This window comes from Halomonas sp. SpR8 (assembly GCF_031010195.1).
Lineage (GTDB): Bacteria > Pseudomonadota > Gammaproteobacteria > Pseudomonadales > Halomonadaceae > Vreelandella.
In genome coordinates this window covers 538,599-561,775 of the sequence record NZ_JAUAMC010000003.1, presented here as the reverse complement: position 1 = coordinate 561,775, position 23,177 = coordinate 538,599, and the positions used below count along the sequence as shown (strand labels likewise).

The 23,177-nt window shown below is 56.2% G+C and carries 24 protein-coding genes; 18 read left to right on the top strand and 6 right to left on the bottom strand.

The window, feature by feature from the left end; translation table 11 throughout:
* Window positions 1-15 precede the first annotated feature (15 nt).
* Window positions 16-357, top strand: coding sequence for a TraR/DksA family transcriptional regulator (locus QT230_RS09205; RefSeq protein WP_308321342.1), 342 nt, complete (start codon window positions 16-18; stop codon window positions 355-357).
* On the opposite strand, the gene QT230_RS09200 is transcribed toward QT230_RS09205, so the two are convergent.
* Window positions 354-2,054 (bottom strand): 2-isopropylmalate synthase, encoded by a 1,701-nt coding sequence (locus QT230_RS09200; protein ID WP_308321340.1) that lies wholly within the window; start codon window positions 2,052-2,054, stop codon window positions 354-356. The genes QT230_RS09205 and QT230_RS09200 overlap by 4 nt on opposite strands.
* A gap of 211 nt (window positions 2,055-2,265) precedes the next feature.
* Here QT230_RS09200 and QT230_RS09195 point away from each other — a divergent pair, with 211 nt between their 5' ends.
* Together QT230_RS09195 and QT230_RS09190 are read left to right on the top strand one after the other, a co-directional pair.
* Window positions 2,266-2,751 carry an Lrp/AsnC family transcriptional regulator gene (locus QT230_RS09195; RefSeq protein WP_035585145.1) on the top strand — a complete coding sequence of 162 codons (486 nt, stop codon included), beginning with the start codon at window positions 2,266-2,268 and terminating at the stop codon, window positions 2,749-2,751.
* 72 nt (window positions 2,752-2,823) lie between these two features.
* Complete coding sequence (locus QT230_RS09190) at window positions 2,824-3,180, top strand: RidA family protein (RefSeq protein WP_308321338.1); 357 nt, start codon at window positions 2,824-2,826, stop codon at window positions 3,178-3,180.
* 46 nt (window positions 3,181-3,226) lie between these two features.
* On the opposite strand, the gene QT230_RS09185 is transcribed toward QT230_RS09190, so the two are convergent.
* On the bottom strand, window positions 3,227-4,090 hold the full coding sequence (locus tag QT230_RS09185) for a MurR/RpiR family transcriptional regulator (protein WP_308321336.1): 864 nt from the start codon (window positions 4,088-4,090) through the stop codon (window positions 3,227-3,229).
* Between the two features lie 479 nt (window positions 4,091-4,569).
* Between QT230_RS09185 and QT230_RS09180 the strand changes: the two genes are divergently transcribed.
* From QT230_RS09180 to lpxL, 12 genes are all read left to right on the top strand, one after another.
* On the top strand, window positions 4,570-5,718 hold the full coding sequence (locus tag QT230_RS09180; protein ID WP_308321334.1) for a GNAT family N-acetyltransferase: 1,149 nt from the start codon (window positions 4,570-4,572) through the stop codon (window positions 5,716-5,718).
* Between the two features lie 128 nt (window positions 5,719-5,846).
* Window positions 5,847-6,185, top strand: coding sequence for a cell division protein FtsB (gene ftsB / locus QT230_RS09175; protein WP_308321333.1), 339 nt, complete (start codon window positions 5,847-5,849; stop codon window positions 6,183-6,185).
* Window positions 6,182-6,892, top strand: coding sequence for a 2-C-methyl-D-erythritol 4-phosphate cytidylyltransferase (gene ispD, locus QT230_RS09170; protein WP_308321332.1), 711 nt, complete (start codon window positions 6,182-6,184; stop codon window positions 6,890-6,892). The genes ftsB and ispD overlap by 4 nt, the downstream gene beginning before the upstream one ends.
* On the top strand, window positions 6,892-7,380 hold the full coding sequence (gene ispF, locus QT230_RS09165) for a 2-C-methyl-D-erythritol 2,4-cyclodiphosphate synthase (RefSeq protein ID WP_308321331.1): 489 nt from the start codon (window positions 6,892-6,894) through the stop codon (window positions 7,378-7,380). Before ispD ends, ispF begins: the two co-directional genes overlap by 1 nt.
* Complete coding sequence (truD, locus tag QT230_RS09160; protein WP_308321330.1) at window positions 7,373-8,404, top strand: tRNA pseudouridine(13) synthase TruD; 1,032 nt, start codon at window positions 7,373-7,375, stop codon at window positions 8,402-8,404. Before ispF ends, truD begins: the two co-directional genes overlap by 8 nt.
* Window positions 8,405-8,531: 127 nt before the next feature.
* Window positions 8,532-9,278, top strand: coding sequence for a 5'/3'-nucleotidase SurE (gene surE / locus QT230_RS09155; RefSeq protein WP_308321329.1), 747 nt, complete (start codon window positions 8,532-8,534; stop codon window positions 9,276-9,278).
* Entirely contained in the window at window positions 9,265-9,942 is a 678-nt protein-coding gene (locus QT230_RS09150; RefSeq protein ID WP_308321328.1) for a protein-L-isoaspartate(D-aspartate) O-methyltransferase, read from the top strand. Before surE ends, QT230_RS09150 begins: the two co-directional genes overlap by 14 nt.
* Complete coding sequence (locus QT230_RS09145; RefSeq protein ID WP_308321327.1) at window positions 9,939-10,898, top strand: DUF368 domain-containing protein; 960 nt, start codon at window positions 9,939-9,941, stop codon at window positions 10,896-10,898. Before QT230_RS09150 ends, QT230_RS09145 begins: the two co-directional genes overlap by 4 nt.
* Before the next feature lie 7 nt (window positions 10,899-10,905).
* Entirely contained in the window at window positions 10,906-11,982 is a 1,077-nt protein-coding gene (locus QT230_RS09140; RefSeq protein ID WP_308321326.1) for a peptidoglycan DD-metalloendopeptidase family protein, read from the top strand.
* A 166-nt stretch (window positions 11,983-12,148) separates the two neighbouring features.
* The gene (gene rpoS / locus QT230_RS09135) at window positions 12,149-13,123 is read left to right on the top strand and encodes an RNA polymerase sigma factor RpoS (RefSeq protein ID WP_308321325.1); all 975 of its coding nucleotides are present in this window, start codon (window positions 12,149-12,151) and stop codon (window positions 13,121-13,123) included.
* A gap of 36 nt (window positions 13,124-13,159) precedes the next feature.
* Window positions 13,160-14,260, top strand: a complete 1,101-nt coding sequence (gene alr, locus QT230_RS09130) for an alanine racemase (protein ID WP_308321323.1) — start codon at window positions 13,160-13,162, stop codon at window positions 14,258-14,260.
* A gap of 12 nt (window positions 14,261-14,272) precedes the next feature.
* Window positions 14,273-15,187: an LpxL/LpxP family Kdo(2)-lipid IV(A) lauroyl/palmitoleoyl acyltransferase gene (gene lpxL / locus QT230_RS09125; protein WP_308321321.1), complete on the top strand. Its 915-nt coding sequence runs from the start codon at window positions 14,273-14,275 to the stop codon at window positions 15,185-15,187.
* 61 nt (window positions 15,188-15,248) lie between these two features.
* Here lpxL and speD read toward each other — a convergent pair whose 3' ends face one another.
* The 4 genes from speD to QT230_RS09105 form a co-directional block, all read right to left on the bottom strand.
* Window positions 15,249-16,043 (bottom strand): adenosylmethionine decarboxylase, encoded by a 795-nt coding sequence (speD, locus tag QT230_RS09120; RefSeq protein WP_308321319.1) that lies wholly within the window; start codon window positions 16,041-16,043, stop codon window positions 15,249-15,251.
* A gap of 214 nt (window positions 16,044-16,257) precedes the next feature.
* Window positions 16,258-16,677, bottom strand: a complete 420-nt coding sequence (locus QT230_RS09115; RefSeq protein ID WP_308321317.1) for an OsmC family protein — start codon at window positions 16,675-16,677, stop codon at window positions 16,258-16,260.
* Window positions 16,678-16,754: 77 nt separating this feature from the next.
* Window positions 16,755-17,414: an N-acetylmuramate alpha-1-phosphate uridylyltransferase MurU gene (murU, locus tag QT230_RS09110; RefSeq protein ID WP_308321315.1), complete on the bottom strand. Its 660-nt coding sequence runs from the start codon at window positions 17,412-17,414 to the stop codon at window positions 16,755-16,757.
* On the bottom strand, window positions 17,411-18,451 hold the full coding sequence (locus QT230_RS09105) for a phosphotransferase (RefSeq protein WP_308321314.1): 1,041 nt from the start codon (window positions 18,449-18,451) through the stop codon (window positions 17,411-17,413). Before QT230_RS09105 ends, murU begins: the two co-directional genes overlap by 4 nt.
* A gap of 70 nt (window positions 18,452-18,521) precedes the next feature.
* On the opposite strand from QT230_RS09105, the gene QT230_RS09100 reads away from it, so the two are divergent.
* The 3 genes from QT230_RS09100 to pdxA are packed head-to-tail and all read left to right on the top strand — an operon-like array spanning window position 18,522 to window position 23,119.
* Window positions 18,522-20,972 (top strand): LPS-assembly protein LptD, encoded by a 2,451-nt coding sequence (locus QT230_RS09100; protein ID WP_308321312.1) that lies wholly within the window; start codon window positions 18,522-18,524, stop codon window positions 20,970-20,972.
* 39 nt (window positions 20,973-21,011) lie between these two features.
* The gene (locus tag QT230_RS09095) at window positions 21,012-22,037 is read left to right on the top strand and encodes a peptidylprolyl isomerase (protein WP_308321310.1); all 1,026 of its coding nucleotides are present in this window, start codon (window positions 21,012-21,014) and stop codon (window positions 22,035-22,037) included.
* Window positions 22,037-23,119, top strand: a complete 1,083-nt coding sequence (gene pdxA, locus QT230_RS09090; protein ID WP_308321308.1) for a 4-hydroxythreonine-4-phosphate dehydrogenase PdxA — start codon at window positions 22,037-22,039, stop codon at window positions 23,117-23,119. The genes QT230_RS09095 and pdxA overlap by 1 nt, the downstream gene beginning before the upstream one ends.
* Window positions 23,120-23,177 lie beyond the last annotated feature (58 nt).

The following is a 23,177-nucleotide window of genomic DNA, read 5'->3' as shown; positions in this document are numbered from 1 at the left end:
TAACTGGAGGCGCAGATGAATCATCCCGAGGTGAATATAGCCGTTATCCGTGAGAAATTGCTGGCGCTTGATGCCACGCTGCGCGAGGAAAGCGCCAGCAGTGAAGACTCCCGGGATACGGTGATGTTGGATCAAACGTCGGTAGGGCGGCTGTCGCGGATGGATGCGATGCAGGGGCAGGCGATGGCCAAAGCAGGCGAGCAGCGCCGTCAGCTTCAGCTAAAACAAATCGCCGCGGCCTTGCAGCGTATTGACAGTGAAAGTTTCGGTGAGTGTATTGAGTGTGGCGAATGGATTGGTGCCAAACGCCTCACCTGGGATCCGTTAGTGTTGAAATGTATCGAGTGTGCCGACTAAGACAACGCTGGCTGAGGCTTCGTTAGGGTAGCATCCGGGTGCGCAGCCTTACTGGCTTGTGCCATATTAATTCCCGATAACAGCGCTTTCAGCGATGCGCTGACGGTGTCGCTATCTTCGGCAACCGCGCAAACTCGCTGACCGTCAATATTAAGCTGTACAAAGGCAATGGCATTGGCCTCGCTGCTGGCACCCAGCGAGTGCTCGCTGTAATCAATAATACTGACGCTGCTACCTGAGTGTTGCCCCCAGGCATCGGTAAAGGCCGACATGGCGCCATTGCCTGCTCCCTTAAGCCGCAGTATTTCGCTACCCTCACTAAGGGTAACTTCAATACCTTCGTTGCGTCCTTTCGCGAGCTGATAATCGGCCAGCGTTAAGGGTGTCTCGTGGGTGAAGTTATCAAACATCACTTGGCGAATCATTTCGCTGGAAAGTTCGCTGCTGCGCTGTTCGCTCTCTTTTTGCACATAGGGCGCCAGAGCCAGCATCATCCAGCGGGGCAGGTTAATGCCGTAGTCGCGTTCGAGTAGAAAGGCCATGCCGCCTTTGCCGGACTGGCTGTTGACGCGAATTACCGCCTGGTAGTCGCGGCCGATGTCGTGAGGATCAATCGGCAAATAGGCGACTTGCCACGGCTCGTCGGTTTTTTGATGCTTGAGGGATTTGCGGATCGCGTCCTGATGGCTGCCTGAGAACGCGGTATAGACCATCTCGCCTACCCAAGGGTGGCGGGGATGCATGGTAATACCGGTGCACTCTTGGACCACCTGGATAATCTCATCGGGGTTGGAAAGGTCAAGTTTCGGGTCGATGCCTTGGCTGTAGAGATTCATGGCTAGGGTGACGATATCCATATTGCCGGTACGCTCACCGTTACCGAGAAGCGTGCCTTCTACCCGGTCGGCACCCGCCAACAGGGCGAGTTCGGCAGAGGCCACGGCACCGCCGCGATCGTTATGGGTATGTACTGAGATAATCACGCTGTCGCGGCGGCTAATATGTTGGCAGAAATATTCGATTTGATCCGCATGGTGGTGCGGCCCTGCGACTTCCACCGTGGTCGGCAGGTTAAGAATGCACTTGTTATCCGGTGTCGGCTGCCAGACGTCCATCACCGCTTCACAGATCGCCAAAGAGAAATCGATTTCGGTGCTAGAGAAGCTTTCGGGTGTGTATTCGAAGCACCATTCGATGTCCGGGTAGCGCTCGGCGTAGGTTTTCACCCAGGTCGCCCCTTGAACCGCGATATCGGTAATTCCGGCGCGATCCATCTCGAACACGCGTTCGCGCTGAATCGTCGAGGTGGAGTTATACAGGTGCACAATAGCGCGCTTGGCGCCGACCAAGGAGGCAAAGGTCTTTTCGATCAGGTGTTCACGGCACTGCACGAGTACTGCAATAGTCACATCGTCAGGAATCTGATCCTCTTCGATCAGCCAGCGCACGAAGTCGTAATCGGGCTGGCTGGCCGAGGGGAAACCTACCATGACTTCTTTGATGCCCACTTTAACGATCTGCTGCCAGAAGCGCTGCTTCTGCTCAACGGTCATCGGCTCAAGCAGCGCCTGATTGCCATCGCGTAGGTCTTCGCTCACCCAGATCGGGGCGTGATCCAGGTCACGATCCGGCCATTGGCGGTTGAAGGCAGGCACGCGGGGTGCAGGACGATATTTGCGATGATCGAAAGCAGACATAGTGAACTTCCTGAAGTAGTGGTCTTCCTGAAATAACCGTTTTATGGATCGCGGCTGCTTGTGGCGGCCGTACTGAGTGATTCGCTGCTTTTGGCAACTCGTACAGTGTAAAGGGTTTGCTGCGCTAGGTTCTTGCGAAGATAGGGGGTATGAGGCAATATTTGGCAGGAAGTTTCTTTAATATTTTAGTTTTTAGCAGGAGCTGCTTTCTATGTCGGTGTCGCCACTGGTGTTGGATCGCTTTGATCGCCATATTTTGGATATTGTCCAGCAGGAGGGACGCATCAGTAACCAGGAACTGGCTGATCGTATCGGGCTTTCGCCTTCGCCCTGTTTGCGCCGGGTGCGGGCCTTGGAGGAGCACGGTTTAATCCTGCGCTACCGCGCGGAGGTCGATTCCCGCCAACTGGGCTATCAGCTAATGGCGCTGCTACATATTTCCATGGATCAGCACACGCCGGAGCGCTTCGATAATTTTGAGCGCCATATTCGTGACATACCTAACGTGATCGAGTGCCTGATCATTACCGGCCAGGCGGCTGATTTTCAGCTTAAGATTCTGGTGCGCGATATGGACGACTATCAGCACCTTTTGCTGCATGTGATCAACCGCATCGAAGGCGTTACCGGTGCGCATACCAGCTTTGTGCTGCGGCGGGTTTTTGAGCATCGCCCGGTGCCTACAGATCGGCTTTGATAGAGCAGGCATAGTCAAGGCTAAGCCTGGCGGTTTAGACTGCGTTTTTTCAACCTGTTAGGAGTTTGCACTATGACTATTCAGCGTCACGATACAAAAGCCCGCATGAGCCGTGCGGTGATTCACCAGGGCGTGGCTTATCTGTGTGGCCAGGTGACTGGCCCCGAGGCCCGCGACGGTGATATTACGGCTCAAACCGAAAGCATGCTGGCGCGGGTGGATGCGCTGCTGAAAGAGATCGGCTCAAGCCGTGAGCAGCTGCTTAGCGCGACGATTTATCTTAAGGATGGAAGCGACTTTGCCGCAATGAACGAGGTGTGGGACAACTGGGTGCCAGAAGGCTACGCCCCAGCGCGCACCTGCGTTTGCGCACCGCTGCCCGCTGATGAGCTTAAAGTGGAAATTACGGTGACTGCCGCGGTGAGTTAACTGCTTTCTATTCACCCCTTACCACTCACCCCTCACTATTTTCCATTCACTTCCCAGGCTTTTCCACCGGAAAGCGGGTATCGCGCAGGCTGTCTTTGATTTTCTTGAGGTGGGGTAGAAAGTCTTCGCCGCGCCTCAAGGTAACGCCTGTGGCCAACGCGTCAATCAGGGTTAACTGAATCACTCGCGAGGTCATCGGCATGTAATGATCGGTGTCTTCCGGCGTGGCGACATCCAGCGTGGCGGTACACTCATTAGCCAGCGGAGAATTGGGCGCTGTAATGCCGAGCACCACGGCGCCTGCGTCGCGGGCGAGCCGAGCGATATCCACCAGTTCCCGGGTGCGCCCGGTGTAGGAGATAATCACCACCACATCGCCGGTATGACAGGCAGCGGCGACCATGCGTTGCATCAGCACATCAATATAGGCCACTACCGGTAGGTTAAAGCGGAAGAACTTATGCTGGGCATCTTGAGCTACTGCGCCGGAAGCGCCCAGGCCGAAAATGTGGATCTGCTTGGCCTGGGTGAGATAGTCGACCATCCGCTCAATAGCGCCCATATCGATTTCACGTTGGGCTTCATCGAGCGCGGCGATGGTGGCGCCAAAAATCTTGTGAGTATACTGAGTGGCGGTGTCACCGGGTTCTACCGCACGGGTTACATAAGGCGTGCCACCGGCTAAGCTCTGGGCCAGTTTGATTTTGAAATCGGGGTAGCCTTTGGCCCCAAAGTTGCGACAAAAGCGGTTAACCGTGGGTTCGCTGACACTTGCCGCCTGGGCAAGGCTTGCAATGCTCAGGCTGGTGGCGACCGTCGGGTCCTCAAGAATTACATTGGCGACTTTACGCTCCGAGCGGTTGAGTTCTTCTAAGCGCTCGCGTAAGCGGTCTAGTAAGTCATGAGCCATTAACGGTCTCCATATGGTTAGTAGAAAGAAGCGGCTTCCACTGCTTGTACCATGTGACAAATGAGTGATGGTACGCGCCAGTTAACGGTCAATTGTGCTGATCTCCAAGCCCATCACAAAAGCACAAACCACTGTGAACGTCGAGAAGGGCAGCGTTTTAATATACGTTAACGATGCAAGTACGCCCAGGTCATTGTGAAGAATCGGGTGCCCCGGGGAAAGCCACCCAAACAGTCCTTCGGGCCAACTGGTCGCGGCGAACTGCTAGCGCATTTGGTCAGCAGCTTGGTGCCGGGTTTGAAAGTCACCGGTCGGATCGCGCGTCATGGCCTTACTCTCTTAGCTGCTACTTGCTTGGAATTATCAACAGTATACGTTCAGGACCGCAACGCTTGTGGGTAGTGTAAAGTGATGCAGGTCATCTTCGCCGTGTTCGCTTCGTATTTTATCCATTTGCCCTGCACGCCTTAGGAGGTGCTATGCCGTTATGCCCACTGTCGTTAGCTATTCTACCTACCATTGGGGCTGTGACGGCAAGCCAGTGGGATGCGCTGGTAGACGACGATCAGCCTTTTTTACGCCATGCCTTTCTACATGCGCTGGAAGCCAGCGGTTCTGTCAGCGTGGCCACGGGTTGGGAGCCTTGTCACCTATGTGTATGGCAAGATAAACAGTTGGTCGCGGCGATGCCGATGTACCGTAAACATCACTCCTACGGCGAGTATGTGTTTGATTGGGGCTGGGCAGAAGCAATCGAACGTGCCGGCGGCCGCTACTATCCAAAAGCGCTCAGCGCGGTACCATTCACGCCTGTTCCAGGGGGGCGCACGCTGATTGCTAAGCACGCCGATGCGCAGGCGGTGCGTGCATTGCTGGCCGATGCCTGGCGCGAGCAGTGTCAAAGCTTTGATCTTTCGAGCTGGCACCTGTTGTTTGCCGATCAACAAGACGTGACCGCATGGCGGGCGCAATGCCCTGAGCTAATCACCCGTGAGGGCGTGCAGTTTCAGTGGCGTGATCGCGGTTTTGGTGATTTCGATGGCTTCTTGGCCAGCCTCACCTCGAAACGGCGCAAAATGATTAAGCGCGAGCGGCGCTTGGTCGCCGACCAAGGCTTGAAGGTGTCACGCTTAGAAGGCGCAGCGATTAGCTCGGCTGCTATGGCGCATTTTTATCGCTGTTACACGATTACCTACCATGAGCGTGGCCGCCCGCCTTATCTAAACCATGACTTTTTTGAGCGTCTGCGCCAAACCATGCCAGAGTCGCTGATGCTGGTGCAGGCCCATGCTGAGGGTCGCCCGGTGGCGGCTGCGCTCTATTTTCGCGGCACTCAATCGCTTTACGGGCGCTACTGGGGAAGCGAAGTAGTCGCTGACTGCCTGCATTTTGAAGCGTGTTACTACCAAGGTATCGAGTACTGCTTGCAGCAAGGTTTGACGCTATTTGATCCGGGTACTCAGGGCGAACATAAGCTGGTGCGAGGCTTTTCGCCTCAGCGGGTTCGCTCGCTGCACTACATTCGCCACCCTGGACTAGCGGCGGGCGTCGCCCAGTTTTGTCATGCAGAGGGCGAGCATGTCAGCGCCTACCGCGATGCAGCCCAGCAAGCGTTGCCATTTAAATAAACCGCCACTCGCTGGGGGTGCCCCTTAGTGGCATAATGCGCGCCTATTCAAAAATAGCTTATTTTAAAATCAGTTTTAAATTCAGTCCAACCGATGGGTTGAAGGGAACAAGTTAGCGGAGAGCCGTGATGCGCAAATGGCTGGTGATGACACTGCTCGCGGTATTGGCGCTGCTGCAATACGAGCTGTGGTTAGGCAACGGCGGCTGGCGCGATTTGCAGAATGTTGAGCAGCGAGTGGCGGTGCAGGAAGCCGCTAATGTGCCCATGCGAGAGCGCAATGCGCGACTGGCTGCCGAAGTGATGGATTTAAAAACCGGTTTAGACGCCGTTGAAGAGCGGGCACGCAGCGATATGGGCATGGTGCGTACCGACGAACAGTTCTTCTGGGTACCTGGAGTGGCGATTGAAGCGGAACTGATCGGCATTAATGCCGGATTAGTCGCGCCCCAGGAGCCCCAGCAGTGAGTCAACTATGGCTAGTGGTTCCTGCCGCAGGCCAAGGCCGCCGTATGGGGGCTGATAAGCCTAAACAGTATTTAACGCTAAGCGACGACCAGCCGGTATTGGCACATACCTTGGCGCGCCTGCATAGCGCCTTTCCGTCCGCTCGCTTGGTGCTCTGTTTAGACGCTGACGACCGCTTGTTCTCGCCACGCTGGGTGCCATTTGCCGACTGGCAGCGAGTGGCGGGAGGCTGCGAGCGAATGGACAGCGTGTTGAATGCGTTGAACGCCATGGCGGCTGAGGACGACGACGTGGTGATGGTGCACGATGTGGCCCGCCCTTGTATCACAACGGGCGATCTGCAGGCGCTTTACCAAGCAGCTTCGACCCATTCCTCGGGCGCCCTATTGGCGATGCCGGTGGCGGACACCATGAAGCGTGCCGATGAGCAGGGGCTCAGTACGCGAACCGAGCCCCGCGAAGGGCTATGGCATGCGCTAACGCCCCAGGGATTTCGCTACGCACTGCTGCGCCGGGCTCTCGAAACTGCCCGCCATCAGCAGACGCTGGTTACCGATGAAGCCTCGGCGGTTGAAGCCTTGGGTGGGTCTCCTCAACTGGTGAGCGGGCGGCGCGATAACCTGAAAATTACTCACCCGGATGACTTAGCACTGGCCATTGCCATTATGGCCGTGCAGAACGAACTCACGTCTACAAGGAGCCGATGATGCGTATTGGCCATGGATTCGATGTGCACCGCTTTGGCCCCGGCGACCATCTAATGATCGGTGGCGTTAAATTGCCATTTGATCATGGTTTTGTCGCCCACTCCGACGGCGATGTATTGCTGCATGCGATTAGCGATGCGCTATTGGGCGGCTGTGCTCTAGGCGATATTGGCCGCCATTTTCCCGATACCGATCAGGCGTGGGCGGGCGCCGATAGCCGCGAACTGCTGCGCCATGTGGTTACGCTTGTTCAACGTCAGGGCTACGGAGTGATCAATGTTGACGCCACACTGATGGCGCAGGCGCCGAAAATGGCGCCGCATATCGAGGCCATGCGGGAAGTCGTTGCGGCGGACCTAGGTGTCGAGCTGGGGCAGGTTAATGTGAAAGCCACTACCACTGAGCGTTTAGGCTTCACCGGTCGTGGTGAGGGCATTGCCGCTGAAGCGGTGGTGTTGCTGGGTCGCACCGGGGCATTGCATGATTAAAATGCCTGAATGGCAGCGCAGCCTGGACGCTCATTTTGGGCCACCTAGGCTGGGGCAGTACCGCGCCCAGCCAGAGGATTTTTGGGTCGATGAGCAGCTTGATTTTATCCCCGAGGCCCATGGAGAACATTTGTGGCTGCGAGTTGAAAAGCGTAATCAAACCACGTTAGATGTGGTAAAAACATTAAGTCGGCTTTGCGGCGTGACGCCCCGCGATATTGGCTATTCAGGCATGAAAGACCGGATTGCGGTGACCCGTCAGTGGTTAAGTGTGCACTTGCCTGGGCGTGACGCGCCGGCTGAGCTTGAAGAGTCGCTTAATGCACTCGGTATCAAGGTAGTTGAGCAGGTGCGCCACCCGCGCAAACTTAAGCGCGGCGTTCACCGCACTAATCGGTTTGTTTTGCGGCTGAGCGGTGAAGCCATTGAAAGCGAAGCGTTTACCAGCCGCTGGGCGGCGCTATGCCAGTTCGGTGTGCCCAACTATTTCGGCCCCCAGCGGTTTGGGCCCGAGGGGCGGAATCTTCAACGAGCCGAGGCGTTACTTAACCGGGGTTGGCGTAAGCGGGATGATCGTCAGGGTATGATGCTCTCAACAGCGCGTAGTTTTTTGTTTAATGAACTGCTCAGCGCGCGCGTAGTGGATGGTACCTGGTCGCAGCCGCTCGCGGGCGATACCGTAATGTTGGATGGCACCCAAAGCGTGTTTAGTGTCGAAACCTCTGATGCCACGCTTGAGGCTCGTGCCGCTGAGTTAGATATTCATCCCACCGGGGTGTTGTGGGGCATTGGTGAACGAAGTCAGGCAGACACGGCGGCCTACGAAACACGCTTGCTGCAGCAGTATCCTGGGCTATGTAATGGCTTGGAGCACAGTGGGGTAAAACAGGCGCGCCGGGCACTGCGCATGCGGCTGCTGGAACCCCAGCTTGCCTGGGAGCCTGACGCTGCTCGGCTGTCATTTGTGCTGCCGCGGGGTAGCTTTGCCACCGCCGTGCTGGGTGAACTTATGCTGGCTAATTAGGGTTGGCAAATTGATGGCGGCAGGCTATTCAGCCGCCAGTGGCTGTATGCCTAATAAGGCCTAAAGGTTAGTCAAAGTGATGGATGTAAGCCGTCATGTTACGAGCTTATGATCAAGGAGACCCGCCATGCGGCGACTACTGCTTTCCAATGATGATGGTGTGCACGCGCCCGGACTGCGTGCGCTGCACGATGCGCTGTTGGCCCACGCCAATATTCGCGTAGTGGCTCCTGACCGAGATCGTAGCGGTGCCAGTAACTCGCTCACTCTGTCACGGCCATTGGCGCTAACACCGCTAGATAGCGGCTTTTATAGCGTCGACGGCACGCCTGCAGATTGCGTCTATTTAGGGGTGCATGGGGTATGGGACGAAAAACCAGACCTAGTCATCTCAGGCATTAATCACGGCAGTAATCTGGGCGATGACGTGCTTTACTCAGGAACAGTGGCAGCGGCGATGGAGGGGCGCAACCTAGGCATGACAGCGATTGCTATGTCGCTATGCGGGGAGCGCCATTTCGCCACCGCTGCCCGAGTAGCCGCCACGTTGATTGGTGCCGCGGATCAGCTCTCGCTACCGCCGCGTACCCTGCTTAATGTCAATGTGCCGGACGTGCCCTGGGAGGAAATCAAGGGTGTTAAGGTGACTCGACTGGGGTATCGCGGGCCGGCAGAAAAGCCGTTAGCGGTTAAAGATCCTCGCGGCCGGACACGCTACTGGATTGCACCAGTGGCGGCTAATGCCGATGACGGTAAAGATACCGACTTTGCCGCCGTCGAGGCAGGCTATGTGTCGATTACTCCCCTACAAACAGATCTAACGCGTCACCCCGCGCGTAACGATGTGCAGGATTGGTTGGATGTTTTTGCCTAATATCTCTCCAGGTGAGTTGCGTGGTCGTGGTATGACCTCTCAGCGCACCCGTGACCGTATGGTCGAGCGCCTTGTGCGGCAGGGGATTAACGATACCCGCGTGCTAGAAGTGATGGCTAGCGAACCGCGGCACCTGTTTGTTGATGAAGCGTTGGCCCACCGTGCTTATGAAGATACCGCTTTACCGATCGGTTTTGGCCAAACGCTGTCGCAGCCTTTCATTGTGGCACGCATGACAGAGCTTGTGCTGCGCGCTTCCCCGCAACGGGTATTGGAACTAGGCACGGGGTCTGGCTATCAGACCCTAATCTTGTCGCGTGTGGTGGAGCAGCTCTATTCCATAGAGCGTATTAGTGCGCTACATGAACGTGCTGCGGAGCGTTTGCGGCGGTTAGCGGCTCCTGCCACATTAGCCGTAGCCGACGGTGGTTATGGCTGGCCTGACGTTGCACCGTTTGACGTTATTCTGTTGACCGCCTGTGCTCAGACGTTGCCGACATCGTTATTAGAGCAATTAAGTTATGACGGGGTACTTATCGCCCCGTTAGAAGAACCCGACGGCAGCCAGTGGCTTACCCAGGTGAAGCGTATTGGTGGGGCCTTTGAAAAACGCCGGCTTGAGCCCGTGCGTTTTGTACCCTTATTGCAAGGAGTAGTGGATTGAAGCGGCAACCCTTGGGGATATTTTTACGTGGCGCCGGGATGGGCGCCGCCGACGCAGTGCCAGGCGTGTCGGGGGGTACTATTGCGTTTATTTGCGGTATATATGAGGAGCTAATTAACACGATCAAACAGTTTGGACCAAGTGCTATTGGCGTATGGCGTCAAGGCGGCTGGCGAGCGCTGAGCGTGCATTTGAATCTCGCTTTTCTTGTCCCGCTGCTCGCCGGGGTGGCGGTTAGCCTGTTTAGCGTAGCGCACTTGGCGCTCTGGTTGATGGAAACACAGCCACTGTTGTTGGATGGCTTCTTTTTTGGTTTGGTTGCTGCCTCGGCGTTGGTGGTTGGACAAGCGAGTAACGGCTGGAAGTTTTGGTACCTGCTGCCACTATTGGTGGGCCTATTACTAGCCCAAGCGTTGCCCGGCATGATGCCGCTGGTGCTGCTGCTGGGTAACGAATTTCTGGTGGTGATGGCGGCGGGCTGTATAGCCATCAGCGCCATGCTGTTGCCTGGGGTGTCAGGCAGCTTTCTGTTGCTGACAATGGGACTCTACGGCACCATCATGGGGGCGATTCGTAGCCTGGATTTAGGCATCATCGTGCTGTTCGGAATGGGCTGCTTGGTTGGCCTAGCACTGTTTTCACGGCTGCTGTCGTGGCTGTTACGGCGCCATCACACCTCCACCATGCAGCTGTTGCTGGGCTTTATCGTTGGTTCACTGCCGGTTCTCTGGCCATGGCGTGAGCTGTTACGCTATCAAATAGGGCCAGAGGGACAGATGATCCCACTGGAACACCGATATTTGCTGCCCGCTGACTATGCCGTATTGACCGGCGCTTCGGCACAAGTAGCTGGTGTGATCGCGCTAATGGCCGTGGGTGCACTGATTGTCGTGTTACTTAACCGGCACGCGGACCGTCGGCCAATCAATACCCAGCTTGGCGCTGAAAAGGAGTAAGGTTTAGATGCGTAAAAGTTCTAGTTTTAAAGTGCTTATGATGTCGACGCTAGCACTGGCAATTGCCGGTTGTGCCAATCAGCAGGGCAGTGGACCCCAGGTGCGTGACTTAAGTGACGCACGCCAAGCGGTGGAAAACTCGCCTCAGTATACCGTTAAAGCCGGTGATACCCTGTATGGCATTGCTTGGCAGCACAATTTGGATTATCGCCAACTGGCGACAATCAATAATATCGAGCCCCCTTACCAAATTCGGCCCGGACAAACAATTGCGCTGCGGGAAGGTGCCCCCTCAACCGCTGTCGCAAGCAACCAATCAACTAATAACGCCTCAAGCGGCGGTGGCGCGGTGGCAACCGGGTTGAATCCGCAGACGGCATCAGTGGCAAACGACGAGCAGGAGTTGGATTGGCTACTGCCTGACGAATCTGCCATTCGGCGTAACCAGCGCCTTACTGCTGAGCGCGACGCCGTAGGTGCGGCCGAGCAAGTAGCGGAGCCCTCAGTCGGTAACGAGCCCTCCGCGTCGACGCCGGAGCCGGAAGTGGCTGCCGCTGAACCTGAACCTTCGTCAGAGCCGGCTCAACAGCCCGCACCGCAGCCGGAACCAGAGCCCCAGCCAGTCTCCAAGCCAGAACCTCAGCCTGAGGTCGCTTCTGCCAACCAAAGCGCCAGCGAAGATCGTTCTTCGCGTACCTATACGCCCGCTGAAACGGTAGCTTGGCAATGGCCCACTGATGGCAACGTCGTCGGCGAGTTTGGCCAAGGTGATAGCATTACCGCCGGGATTGATATCACCGGTGAAAAGGGGCAACCTGTTAAAGCAGCGGGTCCCGGCATTGTGGTCTATGCGGGCAGTGGCGTCAGGGGCTACGGCAACCTCATCCTTCTCAAGCACAACGATCAATTCCTGAGTGCGTATGCGCATAACGACAGTTTGCGGGTCAGTGAAAATGACGTGGTAGAGGCCGGTGAAGTCATTGCCACGATGGGGGATAGCGATGCGGAAAACGTTAGGTTGCACTTTGAGGTTCGCCGCGACGGCCAGCCACAGGATCCTCTGGAGTTTCTGCCTTCCCGCTAGTGCGCTCATTATGGGAATGGGAAGCCAATGTTTTACTGGTACGTTGCCCGAATCGCAGCATTCGAGCGTCATATAACAATTGTCACATAGCAATAGGGTGCGCACCTTTGAGTGCATCCGTTTGACTTTATAAATGGCGGGTAGGCGATAAATGAGGGGTAAGGCCATGAGTATGTTGGAGAAAGATCTACAGGAGGTTGACCTGGATGCTGTTGAAGAGGCGCTTGAAGATACCGATGATGACGTTACGGTAGACGAAGATGCTTTTGAGAAGGCGCTAGGGCGTGAGGATCGTCAATCGACCCAAAGCTTGGATGCAACGCAAATTTACCTCAACGAAATTGGTTTTTCTCCACTATTAACGCCAGAAGAGGAAGTCTATTACGGCCGCTTAGCGCGCAAGGGTGACCCTATGGGCCGCTCCCGGATGATCGAGTCCAACTTGCGGTTGGTGGTTAAAATTGCCCGTCGCTATCTTAATCGAGGCTTAACGCTGCTCGACTTGATCGAGGAGGGCAATTTGGGCTTGATCCGCGCGGTGGAGAAGTTTGATCCCGAGCGTGGGTTTCGGTTTTCGACCTATGCTACTTGGTGGATCCGCCAGACCATTGAGCGTGCGCTGATGAACCAAACGCGCACGATCCGGCTACCCATCCACGTTGTCAAAGAGCTCAATATCTACCTGCGTGCGGCGCGCGAATTAACCCAGAAGTTTGACCATGAAGCCACCGCTGAAGAGATCGCCGAGCACTTGGATAAACCGGTCGAAGTCGTCAAAAAAATGCTTGGCCTTAACGAGCGTGTCTCTTCAGTCGATTACCCCATGGGCGGCGAAAGTGACAAGCCACTGATTGATACCTTGGCCGACGACGAGATTCAGGGGCCCGAAGCCTGCCTAGTGGATGGCGACGTTAAAGAACATGTGGATCTTTGGCTGAACGAGCTGAGCGAAAAACAGCGGGAAGTCGTTGTGCGCCGATTTGGTTTGCGTGGGCATGAGTCGGCAACCCTTGAGGAAGTTGGCGCAGAAATTGGCTTGACCCGTGAGCGAGTCCGCCAGATACAGGTTGAAGCGCTCAAAAAGCTACGCCGTTCGCTGGAAAAACAGGGCCTCTCTTTGGAAGCCCTCTTCGAGACCTAAAAGAGAAACTTAAGCAAAATCTAAGCGAGACAACGCATGCGCCCCCTAGTGGCTGATATTGATCTGGACGCGCTGCGTCATAACTATCACTTGGCTTGCCGCTGCGCGCCACAAAGCCGCTCAGTGGCCGTTATCAAAGCCGATGCCTACGGCCACGGCGCTGTGGCTTGCGCTAAAGCACTTGAAGATCAAGCGCCAGCGTTTGCTGTTGCCTGTATTGAAGAAGCCCTTACGCTGCGGCAGGGAGGAATCACCCAGCCCATTGTGCTCCTTGAAGGCATTTTCAGCGCTGATGAGCTAGCGCTAGTGGATGCCCACGGCTTTTGGATCGCGGTGCACACACAGTGGCAGGTTGATGCCCTGCTGGCGGCAACGCCGCGCCAGCCGATACCGGTGTGGCTAAAAGTCGATTCGGGCATGCACCGCTTAGGCTTTGCCATTGAGGAAGCCGCCTCCCTCTGGCGTCAGCTCAGCGAAGCCTCCAGCGTGGCCTCGCTTCATTTAATGAGCCACTTCGCTAGCGCCGACACCCGCGATAACCGCTACTTCAACCTGCAAATGACCCGGCTTCAGACGCTTGCCAGTGAGCTAGCGGCACCCTTGTGCCTTGCCAACTCACCGGCGACGCTGGCGTGGCCCGTTGCCCATGGCGACTGGAACCGGCCAGGTGTAATGCTCTACGGCAGTGACCCGCTGGAAGTCGCTAACGAAGTCACCCAGCAGTTGCAGCCAGTGATGACTCTACGCTCTGAAATCATTGCCCTGCGCGAGATTGAGGAGGGGGAGCCAGTTGGCTATAGCGGTCGTTGGCGTGCGCCAAGGCGCTCACGTATTGCCGTGGTCGCCTGTGGCTACGGTGATGGCTATGACCGCCATGCCCAGGATGGCACACCGGTACTAGTGAACGGCCAGCGCTGCGCCATTGCCGGTAAAGTTTCGATGGATATGCTGACGGTGGACGTAACGGATGTGCCTAACGCCACGATTGGCAGTGAAGTCATACTGTGGGGCAGAGCCAGCAGTGGGGAAGTGTTGCCGGTGGACGAAGTGGCCCGGCACTGCGACACCATCAGCTACACGCTGTTAACAGGGGTACTGCCTCGGGTGCCGCGGCGTTATCATGGGCGTTCTGTTTAATCGGTTGTTGCTATGTCGAAATCACGTTATCCACGCTCCTTCGCCCACCCGCGTTATTGGCCTACTTGGTGTGCGATAGGGGCGATGTATGTTGCAGCCTGGCTACCTTGGGGATTGAAAATGGCCATTGGCAAATGGCTTGGGCTGCTCGCTTTGCGTTTTGCCAAGCGGCGCCGTCACATCACCCAAACCAATATCGCGTTATGTTTTCCTGAAAAAAACGCCGAACAGCAACGCCAACTGGTCAAAGATACCTTTATTGCCAATGGTATTGGCTTAATTGAAACAGCGACCGGCTGGTGCCGCGATGGTGAGAGTCTGCGCCACCGGGTCGCTTATATCGGCGAAGAGCATATGGCCCGCGCACAAGCCCGGGGCAAAGGGGTAATCATTGTTGGTGTTCACTTCTCTTCCCTCGATTTGGGGGGGGCAATACACGCGCTATTTTTTTCAGCCGACGCGGTGTATCGCCCCCACAATAATCCTTTGTTTGAGCGCTTTATGACTCGCGCCCGTGGGCGCAATTTTGGCCTTTCGATTGACCGTTATGACCTGCGCGGTGCGGTTCGTCAGCTCAAAAAAGGACGTATGGTGTGGTACTCACCGGATCAAGATTTTGGCCGCGATGTCAGCGTGTTTGCGCCGCTGTTCGGACAACAGGCAGCGACTATCCGCTTGACGGCAAAGCTCGCGCGGATGACTGGTGCATTGGTGGTGCCAATGATGTTTCACCGCAATCCCGATAACGCTACCTATACGATTGAGAGTTTGCCTGCCCTGGAGGGGTTTCCAAGCGACGATGAAGCTGCTGATGCAACGCGCATCAACCAGTTTATTGAGCAGGCCATTCGCAAGCACCCGGAGCAGTATTTGTGGTTGCACAGACGATTTAAGACGCGCCCTGAAGGCGAGCCCGGCGTCTATTAAATAGCGATTAAGCGATAAAAAAAGCCAGCGAAAGCTGGCTTTTGACGTTCCGAGACGGCGCTTAGTCTAGGTTACGGGAGTAGAAAATCTCCAGCATCTCTTTGCGCAGACGACTCTCGATATCACGCGCTTCTTCAAACGTGATATCGCGCCGGGACGTGCCGAACAGGTAGTTTTCCAGCTCAAAGTCCTTGAGCAGCATCTTGGTGTGGAACATGTTTTCCTGATACACGTTGACGTCCATCATTTGATACGCATGCTTAGTATCTTCGGCAAGGTAGTCTTGGATGGAGGTAATGGCGTGATCAATGAACAGTTTTTTGCCGTCTACGTCTCGGGTGAAGCCGCGTACCCGATAATCCATGGTGACGATGTCGGAGTCAAAGCTATGGATCAGATAATTCAGCGCTTTTAGCGGACTGATATGGCCACAGGTGGAGACATCGATATCCAGCCGGAAAGTGCTAATACCGTTGTCAGGGTGCGACTCAGGGTAGCTGTGCACAGTGACGTGGCTTTTATCCAGGTGGCCGACCACTGTTTCCGGCAGAGGGCCGGGGCCCGGCGCAATTTGTTCCGGCGCAGCGTCGTCCAACTCATGCTCCGCTATCAAAATCGTCACGCTGGCACCGTGAGGTTCGTAGTCCTGGCGGGCGATATTGAGCACATGGGCGCCGATAATGTTGGTGACGTCTTTTAGAATCTGCGTCAAACGTTCGGCGTTGTATAGCTCATCGATATAATCGATATAAGCCGCACGCTGCTCTTCGGTCTTGGCATAACAGATGTCGTAAATGTTAAAGCTCAACGAGCTGGTCAGGTTGTTAAACCCGTGGAGTCGGAGATTGTCTGTCATGTCCGAACCTCCCTATGGCAGATGAAGACACCCCGACGAGCCAGCGCCGGAACCGATAAATAACTTTCACCCTGTTGGTCGAACAAGGTTTGCAAGCACGCGCTACGCAAACAAGCGGGCACATTATGCCCGTCCAGGCGACGGGTTGCATCCAGCCTTGCCATTTTTTTATGCACTGCTTTAAACACTGCTCGGGGGAGTCGCCCCTGAGCAGTCAAGCCTCGACGATCTCATAGGAGTGAGTGATCTCAACGCCGCCGTTAACGAGCATGATTGAGGCGCTGCAGTATTTTTCAGCAGAGAGCTCAACGGCGCGTTGTACTTGCTTCTCTTTCAAGGCACGTCCGGTGACCACGAAATGAACGTGAATCTTAGTAAATACAGCGGGCACTTCGTCGGCGCGCTCGGCATCCAGCTCTGCTACGCAGTCAGTCACATCGGCACGTGCCTTATCAAGAATATTCAAGATATCAAACGCGGTGCAGCTACCCATGCCCATCAACAGCATTTCCATTGGCCGCGGGCCGGTGTTGCGGCCACCGTGATCCGGCGGACCGTCGATCACGACGCTATGTCCACTACCGGATTCCGCGACGAATTGACGGCCTTCTGTCCATTTTACCCGTGCTTTCACGTTGCTCTCCTCATCTAGGCGACGAAAGGTAAGTCGCGCAGCATACCATTTCTTGGCCTGCGCGCCTCACCAATAGCTTAGCCGTTTAGCTGGCTTTCCAGCGCGGCAAGCCGTTCGGGGGTTCCCACATCGACCCACGCCCCCGGGTAACGTTCGCCACTCACCTGACGGTTATCAATAGCGGCCCTTAGCAACGGCGCTAAGGCAAAGGCGCTTTGGGGCTGCCCGGCCAGTAGAGCGGGATGAATGATGCTAATACCGGCGAAGGTTAAACGCTCAGCGCTTGTTTGATTGACGCGGCCTTCTGCCAGGCCAAAATCGCCGCTGGGGTGGTGGGGTGGGTTATCCACCAGCACCAGGTGCGCCAAATCATCGCCCTTAAGCGCCTGAGGGGCGGGCAGCGCTTTGCACCATACATCGCCATTAATCAGCAAAAACGGCGCCTCACCGAGCAGTGGCAGCGCTTGCTTAATACCACCGCCGGTTTCCAGTGGCGCCGTTTCTTGGCTCCAGTGAATGCGCAGCCCATAAGCGTCACCATTGTCGAGTGCCGCGATAATCTGCTCGGCACGGTAGCTGACATTGATAACGACATCATGGATGCCGACCTCGCGAAGCCGCTCCAAATGGTGGACGATAAGCGGCTTGCCTGCTACGGGGAGCAGCGGTTTAGGGCAGTGGTCAGTGAGCGGCCGCATCCGCTTGCCAAGCCCCGCCGCTAGAATCATTGCTTTCATAAGGCTAACCCTGCAAGCCGTTGTTCAATCGCAGGCCTCAACGTGCGTTTGACCCACTCGGCGAATTTAGTCTGCTGTGCCAAGGTTGAGGAGGGCATGGTTGAGAGCGGTAGTGCTGAAAGGCTGTCTTCCAGATGATTTAGAAAGTGCGGTAAACGCTCAAGGTAGCCACTTTTTTGATCACGCAGGGTTAAGCGGCAGAAAATCCCCAGCACTTTTATCGAGCGCTGAGCGGCCATCGCGTGGCACTGATTCAGAAAGGTGGCAAAATCCACACTGCTGGGAAGACGGCCATCGCGACGTGCCTGCTGATAAAACGCCTCAACAAAGTCGTTAAACTGCTCGCTGCTGAAGCGACAGTAGCGCCCGCGCAGTAGCGAGATAACGTCGTAGCTGAGTGGGCCTGCCACCGCGTCCTGAAAGTCGATCATAAACAGACGCTGGTCATGTACCATCAAGTTCATGGCATCATAATCACGGTGCACGCTAACGACCGGTTGCGCTATGGCTTGCTGGATCAGGTGCTCGCGAATAGCCTGCCAGCTTTTTGGCGGTGGTAGATTGAGCCAAGCGCCAAGACACCATTCGGTAAACAAATCGAGCTCTCGGCCGAGTAGCGCCGTATCATAGGCGGGCAGTGCGTCAGGTCCAGCGCGGTTTTGCAGCTCCGCGATGAGCGTGAGAGCCTGCGCATGATAAGCCTGTGTGGTAGCGTCGTCGGTGAATAAGTTCTGCAGCGGCGTGTTACCCAGGTCGTCGAGCAGTAGAAAACCTTCTGCTAGGTTGGCGGCGAGCACTTTGGGTACCGGTAAGCCTGCGCTATGCCAGCGTTTGGCGATAGCCACAAAAGGCGCGGAATCCTCTTGCTCAGGTGGCGCATCCATAACTACCTGGGTACTGCCGTTGGGTAGCGTTAGGCGAAAATAGCGCCGAAAACTCGCATCGCCCACGGCGGATGAAAGTGAAATATCGGCCTCGGTAAGGCCGTTTTGTTGGGCAGCCCACGTGGTGAGGGCGCTGATCCGATATGAGGACATGCAAGCTCCTTGCTGGTCGGGCATGATGCGGGCTGTATAATACCGATTCTGGATGCCAAGGATAACGAACATGGGCAAGCGATTTTCGCGCACGTTGCCGGTTGCGCACACGCTGATGGGCAGTTTGCTTGCTGGCGCCTCGTTTACAGCGGTGGCACAAGGGCAAACGATGCCTGCTGAAGCGTTAGATTGGCAGCCTTGGGGAGAAGAGGAAGCAGCTAACCAGTTGTGCCGTGGGCGCTATGTGATGCCCGGCTACCGCTTGTCAGCGCAAGATAACCCGGAAACTCTCTCACTAGAAGCCAGTGAAGTCGATTACGCTGCCGATGGTGAAGCGCTGCTGCGCGGTGACGTTGTGTTACGGCGTGGCAGTGAAGAGGTGGAAGCCGAGCGAATCTTTTTACCCGCTGACCGCCAGCAGGTTGATGCAGAAGGTAATATTGCCATCCGCGATGGACAAGCGCTGGTGCGCGGTGAGCAGGCTATGCTCAGACTCAATGAGGATCGCGCGACGCTAGGGAACAGTCACTATGTTTTGTATGAGCAGCATTTGCGGGGCCAGGCCAGCCAATTGGAGCAGACCGGCGAATCCCAATACCGCTTACAGGACGCCACTTTCACCACCTGCGATCCCGGTGAAAATAGCTGGCAGTTAGTCAGTAGCGATATTCGCCTTAACCAGGCCGAAGGCTACGGGACTGCTCGTCATGCGCGTTTACATGTCAAAGACGTCCCGGTGTTTTATTGGCCGTGGTTACGCTTTCCCATTGATGATCGCCGCCATACGGGGCTGCTTTCACCGTCGCTGGGCTTCTCTGCCGATGGGTTCGACTACGCCCAGCCGTTTTATTGGAACATCGCGCCTAATCAAGATGCGACCCTTACACCGCGCTGGATGACCGACCACGGCCTGCTGATGAACGGGGAGTACCGCTACTTGCTCGATGAGAGCGCGGGCATCATTGAAGGCGGCTATTTAAACAGCGATAACGGTGGCTCCGGCGGTGATGCTAACCGTTTTGAGGGCGAGGATCGCTGGTATGTTGATGCTCGCCACGCTGGGCGTGTCAACGAGCGCAGTGATTACCGGATACGCTATGGGGCTGCCAGCGACGGCCGTTACTTTGATGATTTTGGCGGTGAGTTTGGCAGCAACAGTCGTGCCAGCATGGAGCGTTTGGCCCAAGTCGATTACCGTGGTCAACGCTGGCAACTGGATGCTCGAGCGCAGGGATTTCAGCGCCTGGAAGATCCCCTCAGCGATACTGACAAGCCTTTTTATCGTCTGCCGAGCCTAAGCGCCAACGCCAACTGGCAGTTCGACAACGGGCTCTATGCCCAGTGGCGTTCCAACGCGACCTATTTTTGGCGCGATGTTGATGAGCGCCAAGTGCCTGAGCGCGAAGCAGCTACCGGTAGCCGCTTGCATCTTACGCCTGCCGTTGGCTGGCGATTTGAGCAGCCGTGGGGGCACTTGGAGCCGCGTACCGAGCTGTGGAATACCGCTTACGAACTGGATTATGGTGAACGCGATACCCAGCGTAGCGATTCGCCCAACCGCAGCGTAGCAGTTACCACGGTCGACAGTGGGTTGGTGTTTGAGCGGGAGTTAGCGCTGGGGGGGCGCGATTATCGCCAAACCTTAGAGCCGCGTTTGAACTACGCTTATGTGCCGCGAACTGACCAGAGTGAATTGCCTGATTTTGATAGCCGTGAACGTGCCTTCTCATGGGATCAGCTCTGGTCAGCCCAGCGTTTTTCCGGCGCTGACCGGGTGGGTGATCTCAATCGACTCTCCTATGGCGTGCAGTCGCGCCTGTTGGAAGATGCCACTGGTCGCGACCGCTTATCGTTTGGGATAGGGCAGAGTGTTTACTTCGATGAGCGTCGAATCGATAGCGAAGGCGATCCCGATACACTGCCGGATCGGCCGCAAGACAACCCCAACGTTAACCCTGAAAGTCGCTACCAAGCCACTCGGGATCGTTCGCCGCTGGTCACCCGACTGGACTGGCAGATCAATGATCGCTGGAGCAGTGGAGCAGAATGGCTCTACGATGATCACCGTGAGCGTACCGAACGTTCAAGCATCGATGTAGGTTATCGGCACCCGAAAGGGCATGTAGTGAACCTTGGCTACCGTTGGGAGATCGAAGGGTTCGACCCAGGTGTATTACCGGGCGACGATGGCTTTCGCGACTATAACCGCGAAGAGTGGGATCTCTCGTTTGCCTGGAAAGCCACGACCAACATTGATTTGATTGGCCGCTACCTGCACGATCAAGCCAATGAGCGCTCCCTGGAGCAATTGGCCGGCGTGCAGTGGAATAACTGCTGCTATGGACTGCAGCTGGTGTGGCGCGAATGGGTAGACGACAATGACACCGCCCCCATCGATGATGACTTTAATGATCGCGGGCTATTTTTGCGCTTCGTATTCCGTGGCCTAGGCGGTGTTGGTCAGGATGCGGACAGCTATTTTGAACAGACCATTCCTGGCTATCGTCCGACTGCCCTGTAAATGACATCCACTGAATGGCTAATGAAAGAGACGTTTGTTATGAAAATGAGAAAGCCCCTGCTAGGCCGTATGAAACAGCTCTCTGCTGGTAGCCTGTTGGCTCTGTGCGTAGGCGCTGGCATGGCGTTGGCCCCGCTTGCGCTGCAGGCGCAGAACTTCCAGTCCACCCAGCGCCAGGCGCTGGACAGCATCGTGGCGGTAGTTAATAACGATGTCATTATGCGCAGCGAGCTTAACGACCGGATGGTGCAAATTGAGCAGCAGGCCCAGGCTCAGGGCGGTAATCTCCCTCCGCGGTCGCAGCTAGAGCGTCAGGTGCTTGAACGCATGGTGATGGAAGAGATTCAGCTCCAGATGGCAGAAGACACCAGTCTCACTATTGACGACACCGAACTTAACAGTCAAGTGCGCTCCATCGCTGAGTCAAACGGCATGACGCTTGAAGAGTTTGCCGATGCGGTAGAGGGCGACGGCATGACCTTGGCCATGGTACGCGATGATGTGCGCCGTGAAATGCTAATGCGTCAGGTGCAGCAGAGTCAGATTCGCAATCGTGTATCGGTCAGCGATCGTGACGTTGAGCGTTTTTTAAATCAGCAGACGAATCAGTCCGGCGAGCAGAACTTTATTGAAGAGACCCGCGCACGTCATGTGCTGATTGCACTGACCCCTAATCGCGATGAGAATCAAGCCCGAGCCCTTGCTGAAGAGGTGCGCGAGCGCTTGTCTCAGGGCGAGGATTTTGCCTCGGTGGCGCGTGAGGTTAGTGACGATAGCGGTACCGCGCTGAATGGTGGTGAGCTTGGCTGGGTGCGCCCAGGGCAAACCGTTCCTGCTTTTGAAGAAGCAATGCGCGGTTTAAGTGCTAATCAGATATCTCAACCGGTACGCTCTCAGTTCGGCTACCACGTGATTGAAGTGCAAGAGCGCCGCCGCCAGAACGTAACGCAGGAGAGCCAGCGTGAGCAGGTGCGTCAAGCGATTTTCCAGCGCCGCGCCAACGAAGAGCTGCAAACTTGGCAGCAAGAGATTCGCTCACAGGCCTTTGTTGATATTCGTCTCTGATGGCTGATAAAGGTTTAAGGGGAGATGGCGCGGTAACGGCAAGTAGCGCTTTGCCGGTGGTAGTGACGACTGGCGAACCGGCGGGTATCGGCCCTGAATTGATCTTAATGCTGGCAGCGCAGGGCCAGTTGCCCACTGATACCGTTGCCATTGGTGACCCAGATATGCTGCGCCAGCGGGCAGCTATGCTGGGGCTTAACATCACGATTGTTGAATGTTCACCCGGTCACTTACCGGCTGACGCCAAGGTATTGCCGGTCTGGCCTGTTGCGCTTAAAGCGCCTGCTACACCGGGGTGCTTAAACCCCGCCAACGCCGACTATGTGCTGGCTATCTTGGCGCTTGCCGTTGAGGCGTGCCAAACAGGCCACGCCGCCGCTATGGTCACGGCGCCACTGCACAAAGGCGTGATTATTGAAGGAGGGCACCCCAGCTTTACCGGCCACACCGAATGGCTGCGTGATGCTTGCGGTGTCGCTGAAGTAGTGATGCTACTGGCCACTGATGCGGCGCTGCATGCGGCGTCGCCAAACTGGCAGGGTAGCGCTGATCTTCGTGTAGCACTGGTGACCACTCACTTGCCGCTGCGCAATGTGGCTGATGCGATCACTTATGATCGAGTGACCCAGATTAGCCGCTTGCTGGCGGCTGATCTGCAGCGTCAGTTTGGGATTGCCAAACCGCGCATAGCCGTGTGTGGCTTGAATCCACATGCCGGTGAAGAGGGGCATTTGGGCCGCGAAGAGCTGGATATTATTATTCCAGCGCTGGCAGCCTTACGCGCTGAGGGGATGGATATTCACGGTCCGCTGCCAGCCGACACGCTGTTTACTCCCCGACACTTAGCGGGTGTCGATGCGGTACTGGCGATGTACCATGATCAGGGCTTAGCAGTTCTCAAGTACGCAGGCTTCGGTCAAGCCGCCAATATTACGCTGGGCCTACCGCTGGTGCGCACGTCGGTCGATCACGGCACCGCGCTGGACTTGGCTGGAAAAGGGGTAGCCGACCCCGGCAGCCTAAACGTCGCTATCGCCCTTGCCCGCCGTTTAGCCGCACAGCGATTGTCGGCGACTGCCTAGTCTTTGCTGCTACATACTCTCGGCTACATACTCTCGGCTACATACTCTCGATTGAATC